Origin of the sequence: Pseudoflavonifractor phocaeensis (genome assembly GCF_016901955.1) — a bacterium.
GTDB lineage: Bacteria > Bacillota > Clostridia > Oscillospirales > Oscillospiraceae > Flavonifractor > Flavonifractor phocaeensis_A.
In genome coordinates, this window is the sequence record NZ_JACJLC010000058.1 from 1 (window position 1) to 19,178 (window position 19,178).

Here is a 19,178-nt window from a genome sequence, read left to right on the forward strand (position 1 = left end):
AGATCGAGGCTGTCGCCGCCAAGTAAGACAACCGCACAAAGCAACGCAGCCATGCCGGGGCCTTCCCCTTGGGAGACCCTGGCATGGCCTTTTCGTTTGTCCAAAGCAAGTCCATGGAATGGGAGGAATGGATATGTCGTCACAAGAAAAACGGGACGGCTTCAGGGGGAAATGGGGCTTTATTTTGGCCTGTATCGGCTCGGCGGTGGGGATGGCCAACATCTGGCGGTTTCCCTACCTGGTGGCCCGGTACGGCGGTCTTACCTTTCTGCTGCCCTATCTGCTGTTTGTCCTGGTCATCGCCGCTTCCGGAGTGATGGAGGAGTTTGCCCTGGGCCGCTGGGCGGAGGCGGGACCGGTGGGGGCCTTCGGGAAGGCCACCCGGGAACGGCTGGGTGACCCCCGACCGGGGGAAGCCATCGGTCTGCTGCCGGTGGTGGGATCCCTGGGCCTGGCTATTGGCTATACCGTGGTCATGGGCTGGATCTTCAAGTATGCCGTTATGGCGGTCACCGGCCGGCTCTTCGCCCTGGGCCAGGATATGGACGCCATCGTCAACACCTTCAATGCCGCCGCACCAACCACAGACACGTTGGGGGAGGGTGTAGGAATGATGGTGCAGAACAGCGTCTTTGGCATCGGCAATGGCCTGTGGATCGTGGTGGCGGTACTGGCCTCAGCGGTCATCATGGCCCTGGGTGTGGCCGGGGGCATTGAAAAGGCCTGCAAGGTGATGATCCCCCTGCTCTTCGGCCTGTTTCTGGTGATGGCGGTGTACATCGCCTTCCTGCCCGGGGCCGCCGACGGCTACCGCTTCATCTTTACTCTGGACCCGGCGGGGCTATTGGACTGGGAGGTGTGGATCTACGCCTTTGGCCAGGCCTTCTTCTCCCTGTCGGTGGCGGGCAGCGGCTCGGTGATCTACGGCTCCTACCTGAGCAAAAAGGTGGAGCTGTCCTCCTCCGCCCGGAACGTGGCGGTGTTCGACACCCTGGCCGCCCTGGTGGCCACCCTGGTCATTATCCCCGCCATGGCCACCACCGGCAGCCAGGTGGATAGCCGGGGCCCCGGCCTCATGTTCATTTCCCTGCCCGGGGTGTTCAACGGCATGGGGGCGGTAGGCTGGGCGGTGGGTGCCTTCTTCTTCCTGGCGGTGCTCTTCGCCGGTGCCACCTCCATCATCAACCTGTATGAGACCCCGGTGGCCTTCTGTCAGGAAAAGTTAAAGCTGGGCCGGGTGCCCGCCGTGCTGGTCATCCATATCCTGGGCCTGGCGGTGGCCCTGCTGATCCAGCCCTGGACCTCCCAGTGGATGGACATGGTCTCCATCTATATCTGCCCCTTTGGGGCCGCCCTGGCGGGGATCATGTTCTTCTGGGTGCTGCGCAAGAAAACCGCCCTGGAGGCGGTGAACCAGGGCGCCCGGAAGCCTGTGGGGAGCTGGTTCCTCCCCTTCGGCAAATGGGTGTACGTCCCCCTGTGTGTGGTGGCCCTGGTGGCCGGGGCCATTCTGGGGGGCATCGGTTAGGTTAAAAAAATTCCGCAGGATGTTTGTCCTGCGGAATTTTTTATCTCTGATCCAGGGGCACAAAGGGCCGGCTGGGGGCCACCGCCTTGTAGGCGGGGCGGATGATCCGGTTGCCCGGCTGGTAGACCTCCTCGATGCGGTGGGCGCACCAGCCTACGATGCGGGCCACGGCGAAGAGGGGAGTATACAGCTCCTGGGGGATGCCCATCATCTGGTACACCAGGCCGGAGAACAGGTCCACGTTGGCGCAGACCATCTTGCTTTCCCCCTTGACGGTGTGCATCATCTCCGGGGTAAGCCGCTCCACCGCTTCGTACAGCCGGAACTCCTCCTGCATGCCCTTGGTCTCGGCCAGCTGGCGGGCGAACTTCTTCAGCAGCACCGCCCGGGGATCGGAGATGGTGTAGATGGCGTGGCCCATGCCGTAGATGAGCCCCGACTTGTCGCCGCCCTCCTTCTTCAGCAGCTTGGTCAGGCAGGCCCGGACCTCGTCGTCGTCGGTCCAGTCCTTCACTTCGCCCTTGATGTAGCTGAACATCTCCATGACCTTTTTGTTGGCGCCGCCGTGGCGGGGACCCTTCAGGGAACCCACCGCCGCCGCAATGGCGGAGTAGATATCGGTGCCGGAGGAGGACAGCACCCGGCAGGCGAAGGCGGAGTTGTTGCCGCCGCCGTGCTCAGCGTGGAGCACCAGGCACAGGTCCAGCAGCTTGGCCTCCTGCTCGGTGAACTGGTTGTCGTGGCGGACGGAATAGAGGAAGTTTTCCGCCACGCTGAGCCCCGGCTGGGGCCGGTGGAGGTAGAGGGATTCATTATCGTAGTAGTGGCGCTTCACAGCGAAGGCGTGGGCTACGATGACAGGCACCCGGGCCACCAGCTGGACAGCCTGCCGCAGCTGATTCTCCAAGGCCATGTCGTCGGGGTTGTCGTCGTAGGAATAGAGGGCCAGCACGGACCGGGCCAGCTTGTTCATCACGTCGGGGCTGGGAGCCTTGATGATCATGTCCTCGGTAAACATCCTGGGCAGGGTATGGTTGTCCGAGAGGATCTGCTGGAAGGTGGTCAACTGCTCCCGGGTGGGCAGGGCCCCGAAGAGGAGCAGATAGGCGGTCTCCTCAAAGCCAAAGCGGTTCTCGCTGACGAAGCCGTCCACCAGATCCTCCACGTCAATGCCCCGGTAGATCAGCTTGCCGGGGGCGGGCAGCTTCTCCCCGTCCTGGAGGTAGTAGCCAAGCACGTTACCGATCTGGGTGACCCCTGCCATAACGCCGGTACCGTCGGCGTTGCGCAGGCCCCGCTTGACCTGGTAACGCTCATAATAGGCGGGATCGATTTGGTTATATTTGCGGTATTCCCCGCATAGACTCTGGATGAAGTCTGTGGAATTGACCTTGGCTTCGTTTTGCATCTTCGGCGACTCCTTTGCCCAAATACTTTTGCACAGTATTGTACAACCATTTTGCAATACCGTCAATAAGCAAACTTCATAAAATATAATTTGAAGGCCAATGAATTTTAACTTGCAAAACGGAGGGAGATGGTGGGGATGAGACAGGTGGCCGTCACCGCCCTGGCCCTGCTGCTGGCCCTGTTCCTGCTGCCCCTGCTGCTGGTGCCCCGGGGGGAGGTGGAGGGACCGGTAGAGAGCGGCAGCCTGCCCATCGACCACACGGTGGTCACCCCGGAGCCCTCCCTGGACAGTGCCACCCAGGTCACGGTAAAGGAAGCCGACGGGACGGTGGACACCCTGGCCCTGGATGACTACCTGTGGGGGGTGGTGGCCGCCGAGATGCCCGCCTCCTTTGAGCCAGAGGCGTTAAAGGCCCAGGCGGTGGCCGCCCGCACCTATACCCTGGGCAAGCTGGAGCGGGAGACCGCCGCCCACCCGGAGGCAGACCTGTGTACCGATGTGAACTGCTGCCAGGCCTACCGCACCCAGGAGGAGGCGGCGGAGAGCTGGGGGGACATGGCCCAGAGCTACACGCAAAAAATCACCGCCGCAGTAGCGGACACCGACGGGGTAGCGGTGCTCTATGAGGGAACGCCCATCCAGGCAGTGTTTTTCTCCTCCGCTGACGGCCGGACGGTGGACGCGGTGGAGGTGTGGGGCAATTCTGTGCCCTATCTCACTGGGGTGGACAGCCCCGAGGGGGAGGAGGTGCCCAACTACCACTCCACCGTCACCGTTCCCCTGGAAGAGTTCAAGACCAAGCTGCTGGCCCGGTATCCCGCCGCGAACCTGTCCGGCGACCCCGCCGGGTGGTTTGTCAACCGGGTGGCCAACTCCGCCGGCGGGGTGAGCTCGGTGGATGTGGGGGGCGTCACTGCCAGCGGTCAGGACCTGCGTACTCTCTTTGAGCTGCGCTCCACCAGCTTCACCGTCACCGCCTCCGCTGATGGTGTGACCTTTGCCGTCACCGGCTACGGCCACGGGGTAGGTATGAGCCAGTACGGAGCCAACGCCCTGGCCAAGGAGGGCAAGAGCTATGAGGACATCCTGAAGTGGTACTACACCGGGGTGGAGGTGGACACTTACACCCCGGCGGCATAACAGAAGGGCCTGCCGCGTCCGCGGCAGGCCCTTGCGCTGCGCTGTTACCAGCCGGCACCCACGATATTGCCGTGCCAGCCGTTGGTCTCCATGGTCATATAGCCGCAGAGGCCGTATTCATAGGCTCCTTCCGGGAGCGATGGGTCGCTTCCGGCGTACCGCTCCGTGCCGCCCGCCGACGCATGGGCCAGGGCGGTCTCGTTTTCCGGGACAAAAATGGTGGTCAGGCGGAAGGGATGGACGTTGTCCGGCAGGTCGGCCAGGGCGGGGATCTGTTCTTCCTCCGGCTTTACCTGGCACTGGACATAGTTCCAGCGGAAACTGCCGCCGGAGCTGGCCTGGAGGTGACGTTCTTCCACCTGGCTGCAAAACGCCTGGGCCGCTGCCAGGTAGTCCTGGCCGGAATCGGGGATCACCGCCGGAGCTGTCCCATCAAAACCGCCTCCCAGTGCATGGAACTCCACCTCGTCATACCAGCCCCGCAGGAGCTGATATGGGCTTACCTCCTCCGCTCCGTCCGGCTTGAGCCATACCGCGCCGGAGCCGTCGTCAAAGGCCGCCGCCGGATATCCCTCATAGGCGGTAATCGTCCATCCCGGCCCGGTCAGGGTCACGCCGGCCCCTTTGGGGGCCTCTCCCGCCGGGGCGCTGTAGGCCCGCCAGGTGAGAGCGGCCAATTCACTGTAAAAGTACCGGCTGTTGCCGCAGCTCCAGCAATCTCCAAGCCCGTCACCCGCCTGGCCATCCTCGGGCAGCAGGGTAAGGGTAAGGGGCGTCTCTCCCGCGGTCACCCCGGTCAGCAGGCTGGCGGAGGTCTGGGTGGGGGTGATCCGGTTGTCCGGGGTGAAGCTCTCCGCCATCAGCGCCAGCGCCTGCCGGTGGATGGGCGCCATGGGGCCGGGGGCGGGAGACACCGCGGAGGTGGAATCGGTGCGGTCGGGGTCAAACCACTTGGTGGAGATCTTCCAGCAGCCGCCGTCCACCGCGTCCACATAGCAGTCCCGGTAGACCCAGCCGTCCCACTGGGCGGTAAAGACCCGCCCGCTGTCGTCGGCGGGGGTCATGCCCTGGGTCTCCCCGGCCAGATAGTCGGCCAGGTTGGTGGTGATATACTCCACCGTCAGGGTGAAGCCGGAGCAATAGTCGGAGGTCCAGAACCAGTTGGTATCACCGGCGATCCACTGGGTCCAGCCCTCCACCGGCAGGTAGAGGTACCAGCCGTCCCCGTCGTAGCGGTGGACGGGATAGCTGCCGGGCTCGGTCCCTTCCGGGTAGGTGATCCGATCCCCCCAATCCTGCACATAAAGGGGCAGATCCATGGCTTCCTCTCCCACATACCAGTCGTAAATGGCCTCCTCATAGCTGTTGTGCCAGCCGTAGAAGCTCATGTTGTCGTTGACCGGCCCGTCATACAGGATATCATAGCTGCCGTCGGGGTAGCGCAGGGCCACGATGTTGCGGCCCCCCCTGGCCCTCCAGGTCGAACCAGCCGTCCTCCTCATACATCCCGCCCGCCAGGGCCACCTGCTCCGGGGGTACGTCGATCTGCACCAGGTACTGGAAAATCCATGCCTCCAGGACGCCCTCGGAGGCCAGCCCCTCCAGCTCCCCCATCTTGTCCAGCCGGGCCAGCTTGGTACCGGAGACCTGGGCGGTGCGCTCCTCCTGGGCGGGGACGCCGTTATCCAGGGGGGTGTAGGTGACCTCCTTCACCGCCGCCATGGTCTGCTGGGTAAAGTCCTCCATACTCTCATACCGCCCGCTGCCGCCGGTGCTCTGCCCGGCGGGATTGGCGGCGCAGGCGGCAATGACCACCCCGCAGGCCAGCCCCGCCGCCACGGACAGCCACAGCCTGGGCTGCTTCCGCCCCAGCAGGTTGCGGATGCGGCCCTTGGGGTCCCCCTCTCCGAAGGCCAGGGGGGTGCCCGCGATGGTGAGCCGCCCGGTGGACAGGGCCAGCAGGGCGGCAGAGTAGTCCGCCTTTACCTCCTCCCCCATGGCCTTGACCACCGCCTCGTCGCACCGCATCTCCATGTCCCGGCCCGCCAGCACGAAGGCCACCCACACCAGGGGGTTGAACCAGTGGAGGCAGAGGGCGATGAATGCCAAAATCTTCACCACATGGTCCCCGTGGCGGATGTGGTACCGCTCATGGCGGATGATGCAGCCCAGCTCCCGTCGGGTCAGGGTGGAGGGAAGGTAGATCCTGGGCCGCACCAGCCCCAGTACAAAGGGGGTGGAGATGTAGTCGGCCAGATAAATGTTGTCCACCAGGTGGAATACCCCCACCAGCTTCCGCCGCAGCCGGAACAGAGCAATCATACTGTATCCCGCCATGGCCGCCGCTCCCACCAGCCACACCCAGGCCGCCACGGCCCCCCAGTCCACCGTCTCCTTTGCCTGCTCCGGCACCACCGGGGCGCTGGTGGCCGCTGGCTGGGAGACCGGTCCGTCCGGCTGGCTGGCCGGGAGCTCTGTCTGGGGCTGGAGCTCTGCCGGCTGGGCGGGCCGGACATAGGTGACGGTACTCACTACCGGGCTGGCCTGCCGGGCGGTGGCGTTCAGGGCCCCCAGCAGGGAGAAGCCGGCAGACAGGGACACCGGACAGAGCAGCCGGAAGAGCACCACCGCCCACAGGGCATAGGAAAAGATTTTCGGGGCCCGTTTCAGGGCCAGCCGGGCGGCCAGCACGCACAGGATCACGATGCCGCCGGTGAGGCTCATGTCCAAAAGGGTGGGAAACAACGTCTGAGACAAGAATGCCGTCATGGCTCGGTCACCCCCTGTTCTGGTCGATCAGCTTCTGCAGCTGGGCGATCTCCTCCCGGGACAGCTTTTTCCGCCGGGTAAATGCGGTCAGAAAGGCGGGCAGAGACCCGTCAAAGGTTTGGGCCACAAATTCCTCGCTCTGCCGGGCGTAAAACTCCTCCCGAGACAGCAGGGCGGTGACCACGCCCCCCTCGTTCTGAAAAATTCCTCGCTGGCACAGCCGTTTGAGTACCGTATAGGTGGTGGACTTCTTCCAGTCCAATACCTCCTCCGCCCGGCGTACCAGCTGGGCGGAGGGCATAGGCTCCCCCGCCCAGATCAGATCGGCGAACTTTGCCTCCACTGCCCCCAGCTTCCAGTCTGCCATTGCGATCCCTCCGTTGGTCTACATGTTGTCGTCTGCATATTTAGTCTACAACTAGTAGACTTATTTGTCAAGGGAAAAACCGGATTGGGACCCTGAAAAATTTTTAGCCTGCCGGTGAGATGGACGTTGTCAAGAAACCGACTCTTTGGTATAATAACATATCGGGATATGGGGTTGTGCCCCGCCCAAATTATGACGTAAAGTGAGAGATCGCACATGAACACACGGTATGACGTTGCCATTCTGGGCTGCGGCGAGGCCGGTATCTTCGCCGGATATGAACTGATGCACCGCAATCCCGGGCTGAAGGTGGTGGCCCTGGATCAGGGGGCCGATATCTACACCCGCAGCTGTCCCATTGTGGCGGGCAAGGTGAAGGAGTGCATCCACTGCAAGGTGTGCGGCACCATGTGCGGCTTTGGCGGCGCCGGCGCCTTTTCCGACGGCAAGTACAACTTTACCACCGCTTTCGGCGGCTGGCTCACCGACTTCATGCCCCAGGATGAGGTCATGCGCCTGATTGACTATGTGGACTCCATCAACATGAAGCATGGGGCCACCGACAAGGTGTTCTCCACTGACACCCCGGAGGCCCGGGCTTTGGAGAAAAAAGCCCTGGAGCACGATCTTCACCTGCTCCAGGCCCGGTGTAAGCATCTGGGTACCGAAAACAACCTGAAGATCCTCCAGAGCATTTATGAGGAGTGCCGCAAGGGGGTGGAGTTCCGGTTCCACACCGCTGTGACCAAGATCGAAAACCTGAACGGGGAAGGCTACCGCCTCATTACCGAGCAGGGGGACGAGATCGACTGCACCTGGCTCATTGCCGGTCCCGGCCGCTCCGGAGCGGAATGGTTCTCCAACCAGTGCAAGGATCTGGGCATCCAGCTGATCAACAATCAGGTGGATATCGGCGTGCGGGTGGAGCTGCCTGCCAAGGTCTTTGAGCATATCACCGACGTGGTGTATGAGTCCAAGCTGGTCTACCGCACCAAGCAGTACGGCGACCCGGTGCGCACCTTCTGCATGAACCCCTACGGCCATGTGGTGGCCGAGAGCGTGGAGGGCATCAACACCGTCAACGGCCACTCCTACTCCGACCCTGCCCTCCAGAGCGAGAACACCAACTTCGCCCTGCTGGTGTCCAACCGGTTCACCCAGCCCTTCAACGAGCCCTATCGTTACGGCAAGCATATCGCCTCCCTGTCCAACATGCTGGCCGGCGGCGTGCTGGTCCAGCGGTTTGGAGACCTGGTCAGCGGCATCCGCACCAATGAGCACCGGCTGAGCAAGTCCTTTGTCCGGCCCACCCTCACTGCCGCCGTCCCCGGAGATCTGTCTCTGGCCCTGCCCAAGCGGCAGCTGGATGATATCATCGAGATGATTTATCAGCTGGACAAGATCGCGCCCGGTACCGCCAACTACGATACTCTGCTCTATGGCGCCGAGGTGAAGTTCTACTCCGCCCGGCTGGCCCTGTCCGGAGAACTGGAGACCTCCCTGCACGGCTTTTTCGCCGTTGGCGACGGCGCGGGCATCACCCGTGGCCTGGCCCAGGCGGGGGCCTCCGGGGTGAAGGCCGCGCAGGTCATTCTGGGCCGTTTGAACTAAGCCCGCCCGGAGCCCACACAATGCGAAGCATTGCCGCCGGCGGAATTCACTTCCGCCGTGCGAATCAAATCATCAGGGTTCCCGCGGGGCTGTGGCCCCGCGGGACCGACGGCGCGGGCATCACCCGGGGCCTGGCCCAGGCCGGCGCCTCCGGCGTCAAGGCCGCCCAGGTTATCCTGAGCCGGCTGAAGTAAAGAAAAAACGCAAGGGCCTGTTGCGGCATCACGCAACAGGCCCCCATTTTGTCATCCTGAGCGCCAGCGAAGGATCTTTCCTGCCGATTTGTCCGCCAGCGAAAGATTCTTCGCCCCTTCGGGGCTCAGAATGACAGATTTTTTGGACAGCTTGACGCACGCAAAAGGCGCGCCGCTTTCGCGGCGCGCCTTTTGCGTGTTAGGGTAGGGAAAGGAAGCCTTATGCAGGCAGATCAGCGTCAGTAAGCGCGGCGGCCTTCCGGCGGCTCTCCAGCAGGAAGCCCAGGCGCTTGCAAAAGAACCGGGAGATGGAGCCCACCGTCAGGGCGCACACCACGGTGCCCTCCCGCAGGCCGAAGATGGAGCCCAGGCAGAGGAAGGACACCAGGGCGGCGGAGACCACCATGAGCAGGTCGTAGCCGGTCTTGACCTTGCCGAACTCCCAGCCGAACACCTGGCTGCAGGTGCGGACAAAGCCCTCGCAGGGCAGGATGAGCACGTTGGGGATGACCTCCAGCGCCACGCCGAAGCCCAGGGACAGGCAGCCCAGCAGGAGCACCACCCACTGGCCCAGATAGAAATGAGGTACGATAGAGCCAAGCAGGGACATCCACAGGTCAATGCAGTAGGAGAAGAGGAAGGTGGCGGGGACCTGGAGCAGCTGGATGGGCTGGAACTTCCGACGCAGCAGCAGGATCTGCCCGCCCAGCATAACGCAGTTCACCACAAAAGTGAAGGTGCCAAGCGTGACCCCCGGGAACACAAAGGTAAGCACATAGGCAAGGCTGGACACGGCGGAGGTACCCATACCGGCCAATGTGATGAGAGCGATACCCAGAGCGGAAAAAATGACTCCAGCCAGGAAGAGGACGTACCGGCGCAGCAGGGGGGTATGGGACATTTTCTCGCCTCCAAAAAATTATTTTTCTTAGCTAAAAATAGTTTAGCATCCCATACCGGCAGGTTCAAGAGAAAACTTTACCAAAAAAACAACTGTTTTTTTATATATGATGACCTTATCTTGGCGTTAACAGGCATATCCCGGTGGAAAATAAGCAGATAGTTGCAAAATGGGAGCGTTTCGCATTGGGAATAAATTGAGTCCAACCGGAAAAAATGCGGGGGAATGCGGAAAATCCCCGGATTTCATGCTATAATGTTGGCTGTCAAAGTAAGACCTCCGGAGCGGGGGCGCCGAAGGGTGAGAGAGATGGAACGAGAAAAACTGCGGAAATGGCTGGAAAACCCCGTTGCTTTTATCAAATGGCTCATGTTTGCCGGTATTACCGGGCTGGTGTGTGGCGGGGTGGCCACTGCCTTTTACCACACCTTTTCCGCCGTCACCGACTTGCGGCATGCCCACCCCTGGCTGCTGTGGCTGTTGCCGGCAGGGGGCCTGGCCATTGTGCTGCTCTACCGGGTGTGCGGTATGGAGGGTGACCGGGGCACCAACTTTGTGCTGACGGCGGTGCGGGAAAACAAGCCCCTGCGGCTGCGCACCGCCCCCTTGGTGTTTGTGTCTACCATGATCACTCATTTAGTAGGAGGGTCTTCCGGCCGGGAGGGAGCCATCCTCCAGATCGGGGGCTCCATCTCCTCCAAGATCGGCCGGTGGATGGGCCTGGATGACAAGGACAGCCGCATCATCACCATGTGCGGCATGTCGGCTGCCTTTTCCGCTCTTTTCGGTACCCCTCTGACGGCGGCCATGTTCTCTATGGAGGTCACCAGCGTGGGGGTGCTCTACTATGCCGCCATCGTCCCCTGCGCTCTGTCCTCGGTGATCGGCCTGTGGGTGGCCCAGTATTTCCAGGTGCCCCCCACCGCCTTTACCCTGGAGGGTATTCCTAACCTGAGCGTTTCGACCCTTCTCCAGGTCATCGGCATGGGGGTGCTTTTTGCCCTGCTGTCCATTTTCTTCTGTCGGCTCATGCACGCCGCCCCCCACCTCTATGACAAATACCTGCCCAACCACCTGGTGCGGGCGGTTGTAGGCGGGGCTTTGGTCATCTGCCTAACCTATGTGGTCTGGTTGTGGAACCCGGGTACTTACGATTACAACGGCGCCGGAGAGGCGGTGATCCACGCCGCCATTGGGGGCTCCGCCCGGCCGGAGGCCTTTTTCTTCAAAATGCTCTTTACCACCATCACCCTGGGCGCGGGCTTCAAGGGGGGCGAGATCGTGCCGGTGTTTTTCACCGGGGCCACCTTTGGCTGCACCGTGGCGCCTCTTCTGGGGCTCCACCCCTCCTTCGGGGCGGGGCTGGGTATGGTCAGCGTGTTCTGCGGGGTGACCAACTGCCCTATTACCTCCCTGCTGCTCTCCCTGGAACTCTTCGCCGGGGACAGCCTGGGTATGTTTACAGGGCAGAGCCTGTGCCTGTTTGCCATATGCCTGGCGGTGTCTTATATGCTTTCCGGCTATTATGGGCTGTACAGCGAGCAGAAAATCGTTTATAGTAAACTGCGGCCTGAGTTCATCGACAAAAAGGCCAACGAGGAAACACATTGAAAAGGAGGGCCCAGTTATGCTGCGGTTTGCCCACTTCAATTTTAACGTCCTGGATCTGGATCGCTCTCTGGCCTTTTACAAAGAGGCTCTGGAGCTGGAACCGGTTGCCGAAAAGGCCGCGGAGGATGGCTCCTTTAAGCTGGCGTACCTGGGAGACGGGGAGACCGGCTTTCAGCTGGAGCTGACCTGGCTGCGTGACCGGACAGAACCCTACGACCTGGGGGAGGAGGAATTCCACCTTGCCTTCCTTACCGACCGGTTTGACGAGCTGTTGGAGCGCCACCGGGCCATGGGCTGTGTGTGCTTTGAAAATCCGGACATGGGCATCTATTTCATCCAGGACCCCGACGGCTACTGGATTGAGATCGTGCCGGAGAGGTGAGCCATGGGCAAGACGATTGACGGTCGAGTGGCCTATGCGGACCTGCTGCGGGTGGTGGCGGCTCTGGCGGTGGTGGTGCTCCACCTGTCCGGATCCCAGCTGTCCTATGTACCCCTGGGCTCGGTGGAGTTCCACGTTCTCAACACCTACGACAGCCTGACCCGCTGGTGCGTGCCGGTGTTCATTATGCTCTCCGGCATGTTTCTGCTGGACCCCAAGCATTCCATGACTCCGGCCAAGCTGGTGGGCCACATCCTGCGGGTGCTGGTGGCCCTGCTGGTGTGGGGGACGGCCTATGCCCTGTGGGATCTGGTGGCCCAGAACGGATTCAGCCTGGGGACGCTGCTGGCCGCCTTCCGCCAGGTGATTTTGGGCAAGACCGCTTTCCATCTGTGGTTCTTGTACATGATTCTGGGGCTCTATCTAGTAACTCCCGTGCTCCGGGCCTTTATCAAAGGGGCCAGCCGGAGGGATCTCCACTGGTTTCTGCTGCTGTGCTTTATCTTTGCCAGCCTGCTGCCCACGGTGCTCCGGCTGCGGCCCAGCCAGACCATCAGCCTGTGGAACAGCAACCTGAGCATCCATCTGGTTATGGGCTATGTGGGCTACTATGTGCTGGGGTACTACCTCAAGACCTACACCCTCAGCCGGTGGGCGGAGTACCTGATCTACCTGCTGGGGCTGGCGGGGACCGCGTTCACCCTGGGCGGGACTCTGTGGCTTTCCATACAACGGCAGGCCTTTGCCCAGACCCTGTACAACTATGACAGCCCAAACATCGCCTTCATGAGTACAGCGGTGTTCGTCCTCTTCCGCTATGTGCTGGGGGTGAGCGACGAGCGATCTCGCCGGCAGCGGGTGTCCGGGGTGGCCAGGGTCACCTTTGGGATCTATCTGGTCCACATCTTCTTCCTCAAGATCCTCAACATCCTGGGGATCACCGTGCTGTCCTTTACCCCTATCCTGGCGGTGCCGGTGCTGTCCCTGGCGGTGTTCCTGTGCTCCTTTGCCGTAGCCTGGCTGCTCTCCAAGCTCCCGCTGGTGGGGCGTTATCTGACCTGAAGGAGGAAACTCCGTGCTCTTTTCCAGTTCCATCTTTCTCTTTCTCTTTTTTCCCCTTGTGCTGCTCATTTACTACCTGCCCCTCCGCCGGTTCCGGCAGGGCCAGAACGTGTTCCTGCTGCTGGCCTCCCTGGGCTTTTATGCCTATGGGGAGCCCTGGTTCGTGCTGGTGATGATGGGCTCCATCCTGGCAAACTATGGCTTTGGCCTGTGGGTGGACCGCCGGCGTAAGAGGGAAGCGTCCTGCCGCCTGCCGGTGGTGCTGGCTCTGGTGGTCAATTTTGGAATACTGTTTGTATTCAAATACCTGACCTTTACCCTGGGTATTCTCAACGCCCTGGGGGCGGCCTTCGTGATCCCGGGGATCGAGCTGCCTATCGGCATCTCCTTTTTTACCTTCCAGGCCCTGAGCTATGTGTTGGACGTGTGCCGGGGCCGGGGAGAGGCTCAGCGGTCCCCCCTGAAGGTGGGGCTGTACATCTCCTTTTTCCCTCAGCTCATTGCCGGCCCCATCGTAAAGTATGAGACGGTAGCCAGCCAGATCGACGGCCGGCGGGAGACCTGGGCGGATTTCTCCGCCGGGTGCGCCCGGTTCGTGGTGGGCCTGGGGAAGAAGGTGCTGCTGGCCAACCAGCTGGCGGTGGTGGCCGACCGGGCCTTTGACGGCGGGGCCCTCACCCCGGGCTTTGCCTGGCTGGGGGCGCTGTGCTACACCCTCCAGATCTACTACGACTTCTCCGGCTACTCCGACATGGCCATCGGCCTGGGGAAGATGTTCGGCTTCCATTTCCTGGAGAACTTCAACTACCCCTATATCTCCACCTCCGTCACTGAGTTCTGGCGGCGGTGGCACATTTCCCTGTCCACCTGGTTCCGGGACTATGTGTACTTCCCCCTGGGGGGCAGCCGGGTGGATTCCAGGGCCCGCCACCTGGGCAATCTGTTTGTGGTGTGGCTGCTCACCGGCGTCTGGCACGGGGCCAACTGGACCTTCATCACTTGGGGGCTGTTCTACTTCGTACTGCTGGTGTTGGAGAAGTTCTGCCGCCTGGGCCGGGGCTGGCCGGTGTGGCTCCGCTGGCTGTTCACCTTCGCCATGGTCAACTTCGCTTGGGTGGTCTTCCGGGCGGACAGTCTGGCCCAGGCGGGAGAGTACCTGCTGGCTATGTTCGGGCTGGGCGGTCCCGGCCGGGAGGGCCAGGCCCTGCTCTATCTGCGGGAAAACTGGCTGGTGCTCCTGGCAGCGGCGGTGTTTTCCGCTCCCACGGCGGCCAGGCTGCGGGACTGGGCGGCCGCCCGGCGGTGGCTGATCCTGGATATCGGCTACGCCCTGGTGCTGGGTTGTCTTTTCCTGGTGTCCGCAAGCTTCATCATCAAGGGGACCTATAACCCTTTCATCTACTTCAACTTCTGACAAGGAGCGGCTTATGAACCGACGCAATACCATAACGGCGATCCTGTTTCTTCTGCTGCTGGCGGGAGGCTTTGGGCTGCTGCTCTCCTCCTTTTTTGGAGGCGAGGGAGAGTTGGAGGGCCTGCTCCGTTCTGCTGCTAGGGAGAGAGATCTGACCGCGGTGCTGGAGGAGGCGGAATCCGCCGCCAACTCCGATCTGGACCGGAATCATCTGTTTATCCAGCTCTACGGTGGCATCCAGCGGCTCACCGGCCGGCGTGTGGTGGAGGACGCGGTGGCGGGCAACACGGTGGTCAAGCTGTCCACCGGGGCCCTGAATTTTGTGGATGTGAGCGTCAACGCACTGGACCCGGAGCTCCCACTGGCCCACGCCCGGCAGACCGCCGACTTTGCCGGACAGCTGGCGGCAGAGGGAGTTCCCTTCCTCTTTGTGGTGGCTCCCCAGAAGATCCAGCGGGGGGCCGACCTGCTGCCGGCAGGGCTAGAGGAATTTGGAAACGACTGCGCCGACGCCTTTTTGGGGGAACTGGAAGAGCTGGGCCTGGAGTGGTTCGATCTGCGGCCTCTGTTTGAGAGCAACGGCATTTACTCCGGCTGGTTCTTTACCACAGACCACCACTGGAAGCCGGAGGCGGCCTTTTTTGCCTGGCAGAATCTGGCCCAAGTCCTGGATCTGGCCTACGGCTTTCCCACCTCCACGTCCTACACCGATCCCAACAACTGGACCACCAAGCAGCTGGAGGATTATTTCTTGGGCAGCCAGGGCAAGCGGGTGGGCTCTCTCTACGCCGGCGTAGATGATTTCACCATTTACACCCCCAAATTTGAGACCTATCTGACCTATACCAGCCAGGACGGAGGATTTTCCCGGGCGGGCCCCTTTCAGCAGTCGGTGTGCTTTCCCGAGCGAATCGCGTCGGTGGACTGGTTTAACGGCAACCCCTACACCTATTATTCCGGCGGCGACTACGGCCTGGCCACCATTGTCAACCATAAAAACCCCAACGGGCCCAGGATCGTACTGCTGCGGGAGTCCTTTTCCTGCGCCCTGGCCCCCTTCCTGGCCCTGTCCTGTTCGGAGCTGACCACCATCGATCTGCGGTACTTTGAGGGGGACCTACTGGACGCCATCTGGGGGCTGGACGCCGACCTGGTGATGACCCTGTACACCGCCAGCAGCACCCGGCTGGATGAACTGTTTGCCTTCGGCGGAACGGAGTGAGAACTTGGAAACCACGGGACACATGCCGTCGGCCCGGCGGCTGGATCTGCACTACATGGCAATGCAGGCGGGCTTCTGGGCCATGTTCGCCGCCATCGTGGCCTATCAAACCGCCTTGCTGCTGGAGCGTGGCTTCACCAACAGCGAGGCCGGGCTGATGACGGCGGTGCGCTGCCTGGCGGGCATCGTTTTTCAGCCTCTGCTGGGCAGCTTTGCCGACCGGCACCCCCACATCCCCCTGAAGGGGATTGTCACCCTGTCCATGGTCCTCTCTTTGGCGGCTGGAGTGTGGTACTGGCTGTGCCCCGCCATGGGCCTGTGGGAGACCACCCTGGTGTGGGTGGTCATCGGCGGGCTGGAGGTGTCCTCCTATCCTCTGATGGACGCCATGGCCGTGCAGTTCATCAACGACGGGGTGCCCATCCGCTACAGCCTGGGCCGTGGGGTGGGTTCCTTTGCCTACGCTGTGGTGTGCGTGCTGCTGGGCCTCCAGGTGACCGCCCTGGGCATGGAGAGCACCCTGGTGACCCATCTGGCCCTGGTGGGGATCGAGATCCTGCTGGTGGCCACCTATCCCCCCTACCGGGGGACAATCCGGCAGGGAGAGCGGGGCCCTAAGCCTCAGTCTGCCCTCTCCCTGCTGAAACACAATCCCAGGTTCACCCTTATGCTGGCGGGGGTTTTTCTGGGGCTCACCGCCATCATGCCTCTGTCTAACTTCCTGGTGAACATTGTCACCAGCCGTGGAGGTACCCAGGCCCACTTGGGAGTGGCGCTCTTCCTCATGGGGGGCTTTGAGCTGCCTACGGCTTTTTTCTTCCAGAAACTCCTGCGCAGACTGGGCAGCGGCTGGCTGTTGGTGCTCAGTATGGGCTTTGGCACCCTGAAAGCCGTCCTGCTGTTGCTCACCTGGAACTGGGCGGGAGTGCTGGCGGTGCAGCCCATCCAGATGCTGGGCTATGGCCTGTTTACTCCGGCCTCGGTATACTATGTCAACGAATCAGTGCCTGCCGCCGACCGGGTGAAGGGGCAGACCGTGATGATGGTGGCCTCCAACGGGCTGGGGGGCATGATGGGGGGCGTGCTGGCCGGATATACCCTGGATCTGGGCGGTGCTAACCTGATGCTGGGCGCCTGTATCCTGTGCGGCTGTGCCGGTGCCCTGCTCTGTCTGGCGTCCGTGCTGGGGGGCGGGAAAAAAGTTCGGCCGACTTAGAAATTCCCTCTTTCCAAAACGGCAAGATTGGTGTATGATAATGCCGGTTTTCAAGAGGAACATTCTGAGACCTGTATGGAGGTAGGAAATGAGAAAGACGAAGATCATCTGCACCCTGGGCCCCGCCGTGGACAACGCGGCGACCATCCGCCAGCTGATTCGCAAGGGCATGAACGCTGCCCGGTTCAACTTCTCCCATGGCACTCATGAGGAGCAGCTGGCCCGGCTGACCATGCTCAAGTCTGTCCGGGACACGCTGGGCTATCCCGTGGCCACCATCCTGGACACCAAGGGTCCTGAGATCCGCATCAAATCCTTTGCCGACGGCCCTGTTGTTCTGGAAAAGGGTCAGGACTTTACCCTGTGCGTCCAGGACATCCCCGGCGACCAGAGCCGGGTATCGGTGACCTACGCCAACCTTCATAACGAGGTGGAGCCCGGCTGCCGCATCCTGGTGGATGACGGCCTCATCGAGCTGAAGGTGGCCGAGATCCAGGGCGACGAGATCCGCTGCACCGTGGAAAACGGCGGCCCTCTTTCTAACAATAAATCCATCAATATCCCCGACGTACACATCCACCTGCCCTCTCTCACCGACAAAGACCGGGAGGACCTGCGGTTCGCCGCCGAGAACGACTTCGACTTCGTGGCCGCCTCCTTTGTGCGGAAGGCCAGCGACGTGGAGGAGATCCGGGCCGAGCTGCGCAAGCACCCCGGCGGCGAGAAGGTCCAGATCATCGCCAAGATCGAGAACCGGGAGGGCGTGGACAACATCGAGGCCATCATTGACGCCGCCGACGGCATCATGGTGGCCCGGGGCGACCTGGGCGTGGAGATCCCCGCCTATGAGGTGCCCATCCTCCAGAAGCGGATGATCAAGGCCGCCACCCAGAAGGGCCTGCCCGTCATCACCGCCACCCAGATGCTGGACTCCATGATGCGCAACCCCCGTCCCACCCGGGCCGAGGTGTCCGACGTGGCCAACGCCGTGTTCGACGGCACCTCCTGCGTGATGCTCTCCGGCGAGACCGCCTCCGGCAAGTACCCCATCGAGGCCCTGGAGACCATGGTGGCCACCGTCACCGCCGCCGAGAACGCCATCGACTACTGGGGCCGGTTCCGGGAGCGCAACCTGCTGCCCGAGATCTCCGGCATCAGCGACGCCATCACCCACACCTGCTGCCTGACCGCCATGGACCTGGGCGCCACCGCCATCCTGGCCCCCACCAAGTCGGGCTACACCGCCAAGGTCATCTCCCGCTTCCGCCCGGACTGCGCCATCATCGCCCTGAGCCAGAGCGAGTCCACCCGGCGGCAGCTGGCCATCTCCTGGGGCGTCCACCCCTACCTGTGCGGCGAGGTGGATTCCACCGACCGCATGTTCTCCCTGGCCGTGGACGTGGCCCGGAAGGAGGGCGCCGTCAACGTGGGCGAGACCGTGGTCATCACCGCCGGCGTGCCCCTGGGCATCTCCGGCACCACCAACCTGATCAAGGCCCAGGTGGTGGGCGACCCCATCTGATCCCACAAACTGAACAGAAAAAAGCGCGCCGCGGTTGCGGCGCGCTTTTTTGTGCGTAAGATCACTTGGCGACAAGATCCTGATGCTCGGGGTGATTCTCAAACCACCTGACGGCGTACGAACAGGTGGGGATCACCTTCATGCCCCGCTGCCGGAGCTGCTCCACCGCCCCCAGCACAAGCTGGCCGGCCACTCCCTGGCCCCGAAGAGAGCTGTCCACAAAGGTGTGGTCCAACTCGGCTACCCCGGGCCGGAGCTCGGGAAAGGTGACCTCGGCGATGAGCCTGCCGGTTTCGTCCTGAACCCACAGGCGGCCCGGACTGGATCGGAATTCCATGGGATCCCTCCTGTTACAAGATAAATTGGCGAGGGCGGGTGCGGATCGAACACACCAGGACGGGAACGCCGTCCCCAACGGTTTTGAAGACCGCGGGGCTCACCAGATACCCTTCCGCCCCCATATGGCGGGGAGGTCACAGAAAACGCCTGCTCTCCCCCAGCTTTTGGGTCACTTTGATGCGGTCCCAGTACTCCAACAGCAGCAGGGCCTCCCGGCGGGAGATCCCCAGCAGGTCCCTGACCTGAGCCAGGGTAAACTGTCCCTTGCCGAAACGGGCTATCAAGGTCCGTCTGGCCTGGACGCAGCTCTCACCCCACATCCGGTACTGGGGAGACAAGGGGGCCAGCACCCCCCGGTCGGCCAGGGCCCGTCCCGCCCGACGGCAGGCGGCCTCTTGACCGGGAAACATGGCCTCGGCCTGGGCGTTGGAGGGAGGGTGGAGCCCCGCCTCCTGATAGAGGGCCGTCAGGGCCTTCTCCAGGCCGGGC

At 62.4% G+C, this 19,178-nt stretch carries 18 protein-coding genes and 1 tRNA gene; 11 read left to right on the forward strand and 8 right to left on the reverse strand.

Annotated features, from left to right (window positions below; genetic code table 11):
- Positions 1–133: 133 nt before the first annotated feature.
- Positions 134–1,528 (forward strand): sodium-dependent transporter, encoded by a 1,395-nt coding sequence (locus H6B51_RS12115; protein WP_204883939.1) that lies wholly within the window; start codon positions 134–136, stop codon positions 1,526–1,528.
- 40 nt (positions 1,529–1,568) lie between these two features.
- Here H6B51_RS12115 and H6B51_RS12120 read toward each other — a convergent pair whose 3' ends face one another.
- On the reverse strand, positions 1,569–2,936 hold the full coding sequence (locus H6B51_RS12120) for a citrate/2-methylcitrate synthase (protein WP_204883940.1): 1,368 nt from the start codon (positions 2,934–2,936) through the stop codon (positions 1,569–1,571).
- A gap of 138 nt (positions 2,937–3,074) precedes the next feature.
- Between H6B51_RS12120 and spoIID the strand changes: the two genes are divergently transcribed.
- Positions 3,075–4,079, forward strand: coding sequence for a stage II sporulation protein D (gene spoIID / locus H6B51_RS12125; protein ID WP_204883941.1), 1,005 nt, complete (start codon positions 3,075–3,077; stop codon positions 4,077–4,079).
- 44 nt (positions 4,080–4,123) lie between these two features.
- Here the strand turns inward: spoIID and H6B51_RS12130 are convergent, their stop codons facing one another.
- From H6B51_RS12130 to H6B51_RS12140, 3 genes are read right to left on the reverse strand one after another with little or no spacing between them, the layout of a single operon-like run.
- On the reverse strand, positions 4,124–5,581 hold the full coding sequence (locus H6B51_RS12130; protein ID WP_204883942.1) for a hypothetical protein: 1,458 nt from the start codon (positions 5,579–5,581) through the stop codon (positions 4,124–4,126).
- Positions 5,499–6,848, reverse strand: a complete 1,350-nt coding sequence (locus tag H6B51_RS12135) for a M56 family metallopeptidase (protein WP_204883943.1) — start codon at positions 6,846–6,848, stop codon at positions 5,499–5,501. The genes H6B51_RS12130 and H6B51_RS12135 overlap by 83 nt, the downstream gene beginning before the upstream one ends.
- Before the next feature lie 7 nt (positions 6,849–6,855).
- The gene (locus tag H6B51_RS12140; RefSeq protein ID WP_204883944.1) at positions 6,856–7,215 is read right to left on the reverse strand and encodes a BlaI/MecI/CopY family transcriptional regulator; all 360 of its coding nucleotides are present in this window, start codon (positions 7,213–7,215) and stop codon (positions 6,856–6,858) included.
- Positions 7,216–7,431: 216 nt separating this feature from the next.
- On the opposite strand from H6B51_RS12140, the gene H6B51_RS12145 reads away from it, so the two are divergent.
- Together H6B51_RS12145 and H6B51_RS12150 are read left to right on the forward strand one after the other, a co-directional pair.
- Entirely contained in the window at positions 7,432–8,826 is a 1,395-nt protein-coding gene (locus H6B51_RS12145) for an NAD(P)/FAD-dependent oxidoreductase (RefSeq protein WP_204883945.1), read from the forward strand.
- A 20-nt stretch (positions 8,827–8,846) separates the two neighbouring features.
- Positions 8,847–9,020, forward strand: a complete 174-nt coding sequence (locus H6B51_RS12150) for a hypothetical protein (RefSeq protein WP_204883946.1) — start codon at positions 8,847–8,849, stop codon at positions 9,018–9,020.
- Between the two features lie 220 nt (positions 9,021–9,240).
- On the opposite strand, the gene H6B51_RS12155 is transcribed toward H6B51_RS12150, so the two are convergent.
- A complete protein-coding gene (locus H6B51_RS12155; protein WP_204883947.1) occupies positions 9,241–9,921 on the reverse strand; it encodes a YczE/YyaS/YitT family protein in 681 nt (226 codons plus the stop codon).
- Positions 9,922–10,230: 309 nt separating this feature from the next.
- On the opposite strand from H6B51_RS12155, the gene H6B51_RS12160 reads away from it, so the two are divergent.
- The 7 genes from H6B51_RS12160 (at position 10,231) to pyk (ending at position 18,350) form a co-directional block, all read left to right on the forward strand.
- Positions 10,231–11,532, forward strand: coding sequence for a chloride channel protein (locus tag H6B51_RS12160; RefSeq protein ID WP_204883948.1), 1,302 nt, complete (start codon positions 10,231–10,233; stop codon positions 11,530–11,532).
- Positions 11,533–11,548: 16 nt separating this feature from the next.
- Positions 11,549–11,914: a VOC family protein gene (locus H6B51_RS12165; RefSeq protein WP_204883949.1), complete on the forward strand. Its 366-nt coding sequence runs from the start codon at positions 11,549–11,551 to the stop codon at positions 11,912–11,914.
- A 3-nt stretch (positions 11,915–11,917) separates the two neighbouring features.
- Positions 11,918–12,976 carry an acyltransferase gene (locus H6B51_RS12170; protein WP_204883950.1) on the forward strand — a complete coding sequence of 353 codons (1,059 nt, stop codon included), beginning with the start codon at positions 11,918–11,920 and terminating at the stop codon, positions 12,974–12,976.
- A 13-nt stretch (positions 12,977–12,989) separates the two neighbouring features.
- Positions 12,990–14,390 (forward strand): MBOAT family O-acyltransferase, encoded by a 1,401-nt coding sequence (locus H6B51_RS12175; RefSeq protein WP_204883951.1) that lies wholly within the window; start codon positions 12,990–12,992, stop codon positions 14,388–14,390.
- Between the two features lie 13 nt (positions 14,391–14,403).
- Entirely contained in the window at positions 14,404–15,612 is a 1,209-nt protein-coding gene (locus H6B51_RS12180; protein WP_204883952.1) for an alginate O-acetyltransferase AlgX-related protein, read from the forward strand.
- 4 nt (positions 15,613–15,616) lie between these two features.
- On the forward strand, positions 15,617–16,828 hold the full coding sequence (locus H6B51_RS12185) for an MFS transporter (protein ID WP_243421285.1): 1,212 nt from the start codon (positions 15,617–15,619) through the stop codon (positions 16,826–16,828).
- Between the two features lie 88 nt (positions 16,829–16,916).
- Positions 16,917–18,350: a pyruvate kinase gene (gene pyk, locus H6B51_RS12190; protein WP_204883953.1), complete on the forward strand. Its 1,434-nt coding sequence runs from the start codon at positions 16,917–16,919 to the stop codon at positions 18,348–18,350.
- Positions 18,351–18,411: 61 nt separating this feature from the next.
- On the opposite strand, the gene H6B51_RS12195 is transcribed toward pyk, so the two are convergent.
- The 3 genes from H6B51_RS12195 to H6B51_RS12205 all read right to left on the reverse strand — a co-directional run.
- Positions 18,412–18,687: a GNAT family N-acetyltransferase gene (locus H6B51_RS12195; RefSeq protein WP_204883954.1), complete on the reverse strand. Its 276-nt coding sequence runs from the start codon at positions 18,685–18,687 to the stop codon at positions 18,412–18,414.
- 26 nt (positions 18,688–18,713) lie between these two features.
- Positions 18,714–18,809, reverse strand: a tRNA-Sec gene (locus tag H6B51_RS12200).
- Positions 18,810–18,823: 14 nt separating this feature from the next.
- Positions 18,824–19,178, reverse strand: a 355-nt coding sequence (locus tag H6B51_RS12205; RefSeq protein WP_204883955.1) for a SelB domain-containing protein, incomplete at its 5' end; no start/stop codon positions are given.

Bases quoted from the DNA above. Each gene is read 5' to 3' on its own strand.
- H6B51_RS12170 (WP_204883950.1), top strand. From the start codon at position 11,918: ATGGGCAAGACGATTGACGGTCGAGTGGCCTATGCGGACCTGCTGCGG.
- H6B51_RS12165 (WP_204883949.1), top strand. From the start codon at position 11,549: ATGCTGCGGTTTGCCCACTTCAATTTTAACGTCCTGGATCTGGATCGC.
- spoIID (WP_204883941.1), top strand. From the start codon at position 3,075: ATGAGACAGGTGGCCGTCACCGCCCTGGCCCTGCTGCTGGCCCTGTTC.
- H6B51_RS12140 (WP_204883944.1), bottom strand. From the start codon at position 7,215: ATGGCAGACTGGAAGCTGGGGGCAGTGGAGGCAAAGTTCGCCGATCTG.
- H6B51_RS12150 (WP_204883946.1), top strand. From the start codon at position 8,847: ATGCGAAGCATTGCCGCCGGCGGAATTCACTTCCGCCGTGCGAATCAA.
- H6B51_RS12195 (WP_204883954.1), bottom strand. From the start codon at position 18,687: ATGGAATTCCGATCCAGTCCGGGCCGCCTGTGGGTTCAGGACGAAACC.
- H6B51_RS12160 (WP_204883948.1), top strand. From the start codon at position 10,231: ATGGAACGAGAAAAACTGCGGAAATGGCTGGAAAACCCCGTTGCTTTT.
- H6B51_RS12120 (WP_204883940.1), bottom strand. From the start codon at position 2,936: ATGCAAAACGAAGCCAAGGTCAATTCCACAGACTTCATCCAGAGTCTA.
- H6B51_RS12130 (WP_204883942.1), bottom strand. From the start codon at position 5,581: ATGAGGAGGACGGCTGGTTCGACCTGGAGGGCCAGGGGGGGCCGCAAC.
- pyk (WP_204883953.1), top strand. From the start codon at position 16,917: ATGAGAAAGACGAAGATCATCTGCACCCTGGGCCCCGCCGTGGACAAC.
- H6B51_RS12180 (WP_204883952.1), top strand. From the start codon at position 14,404: ATGAACCGACGCAATACCATAACGGCGATCCTGTTTCTTCTGCTGCTG.
- H6B51_RS12155 (WP_204883947.1), bottom strand. From the start codon at position 9,921: ATGTCCCATACCCCCCTGCTGCGCCGGTACGTCCTCTTCCTGGCTGGA.
- H6B51_RS12145 (WP_204883945.1), top strand. From the start codon at position 7,432: ATGAACACACGGTATGACGTTGCCATTCTGGGCTGCGGCGAGGCCGGT.
- H6B51_RS12115 (WP_204883939.1), top strand. From the start codon at position 134: ATGTCGTCACAAGAAAAACGGGACGGCTTCAGGGGGAAATGGGGCTTT.
- H6B51_RS12135 (WP_204883943.1), bottom strand. From the start codon at position 6,848: ATGACGGCATTCTTGTCTCAGACGTTGTTTCCCACCCTTTTGGACATG.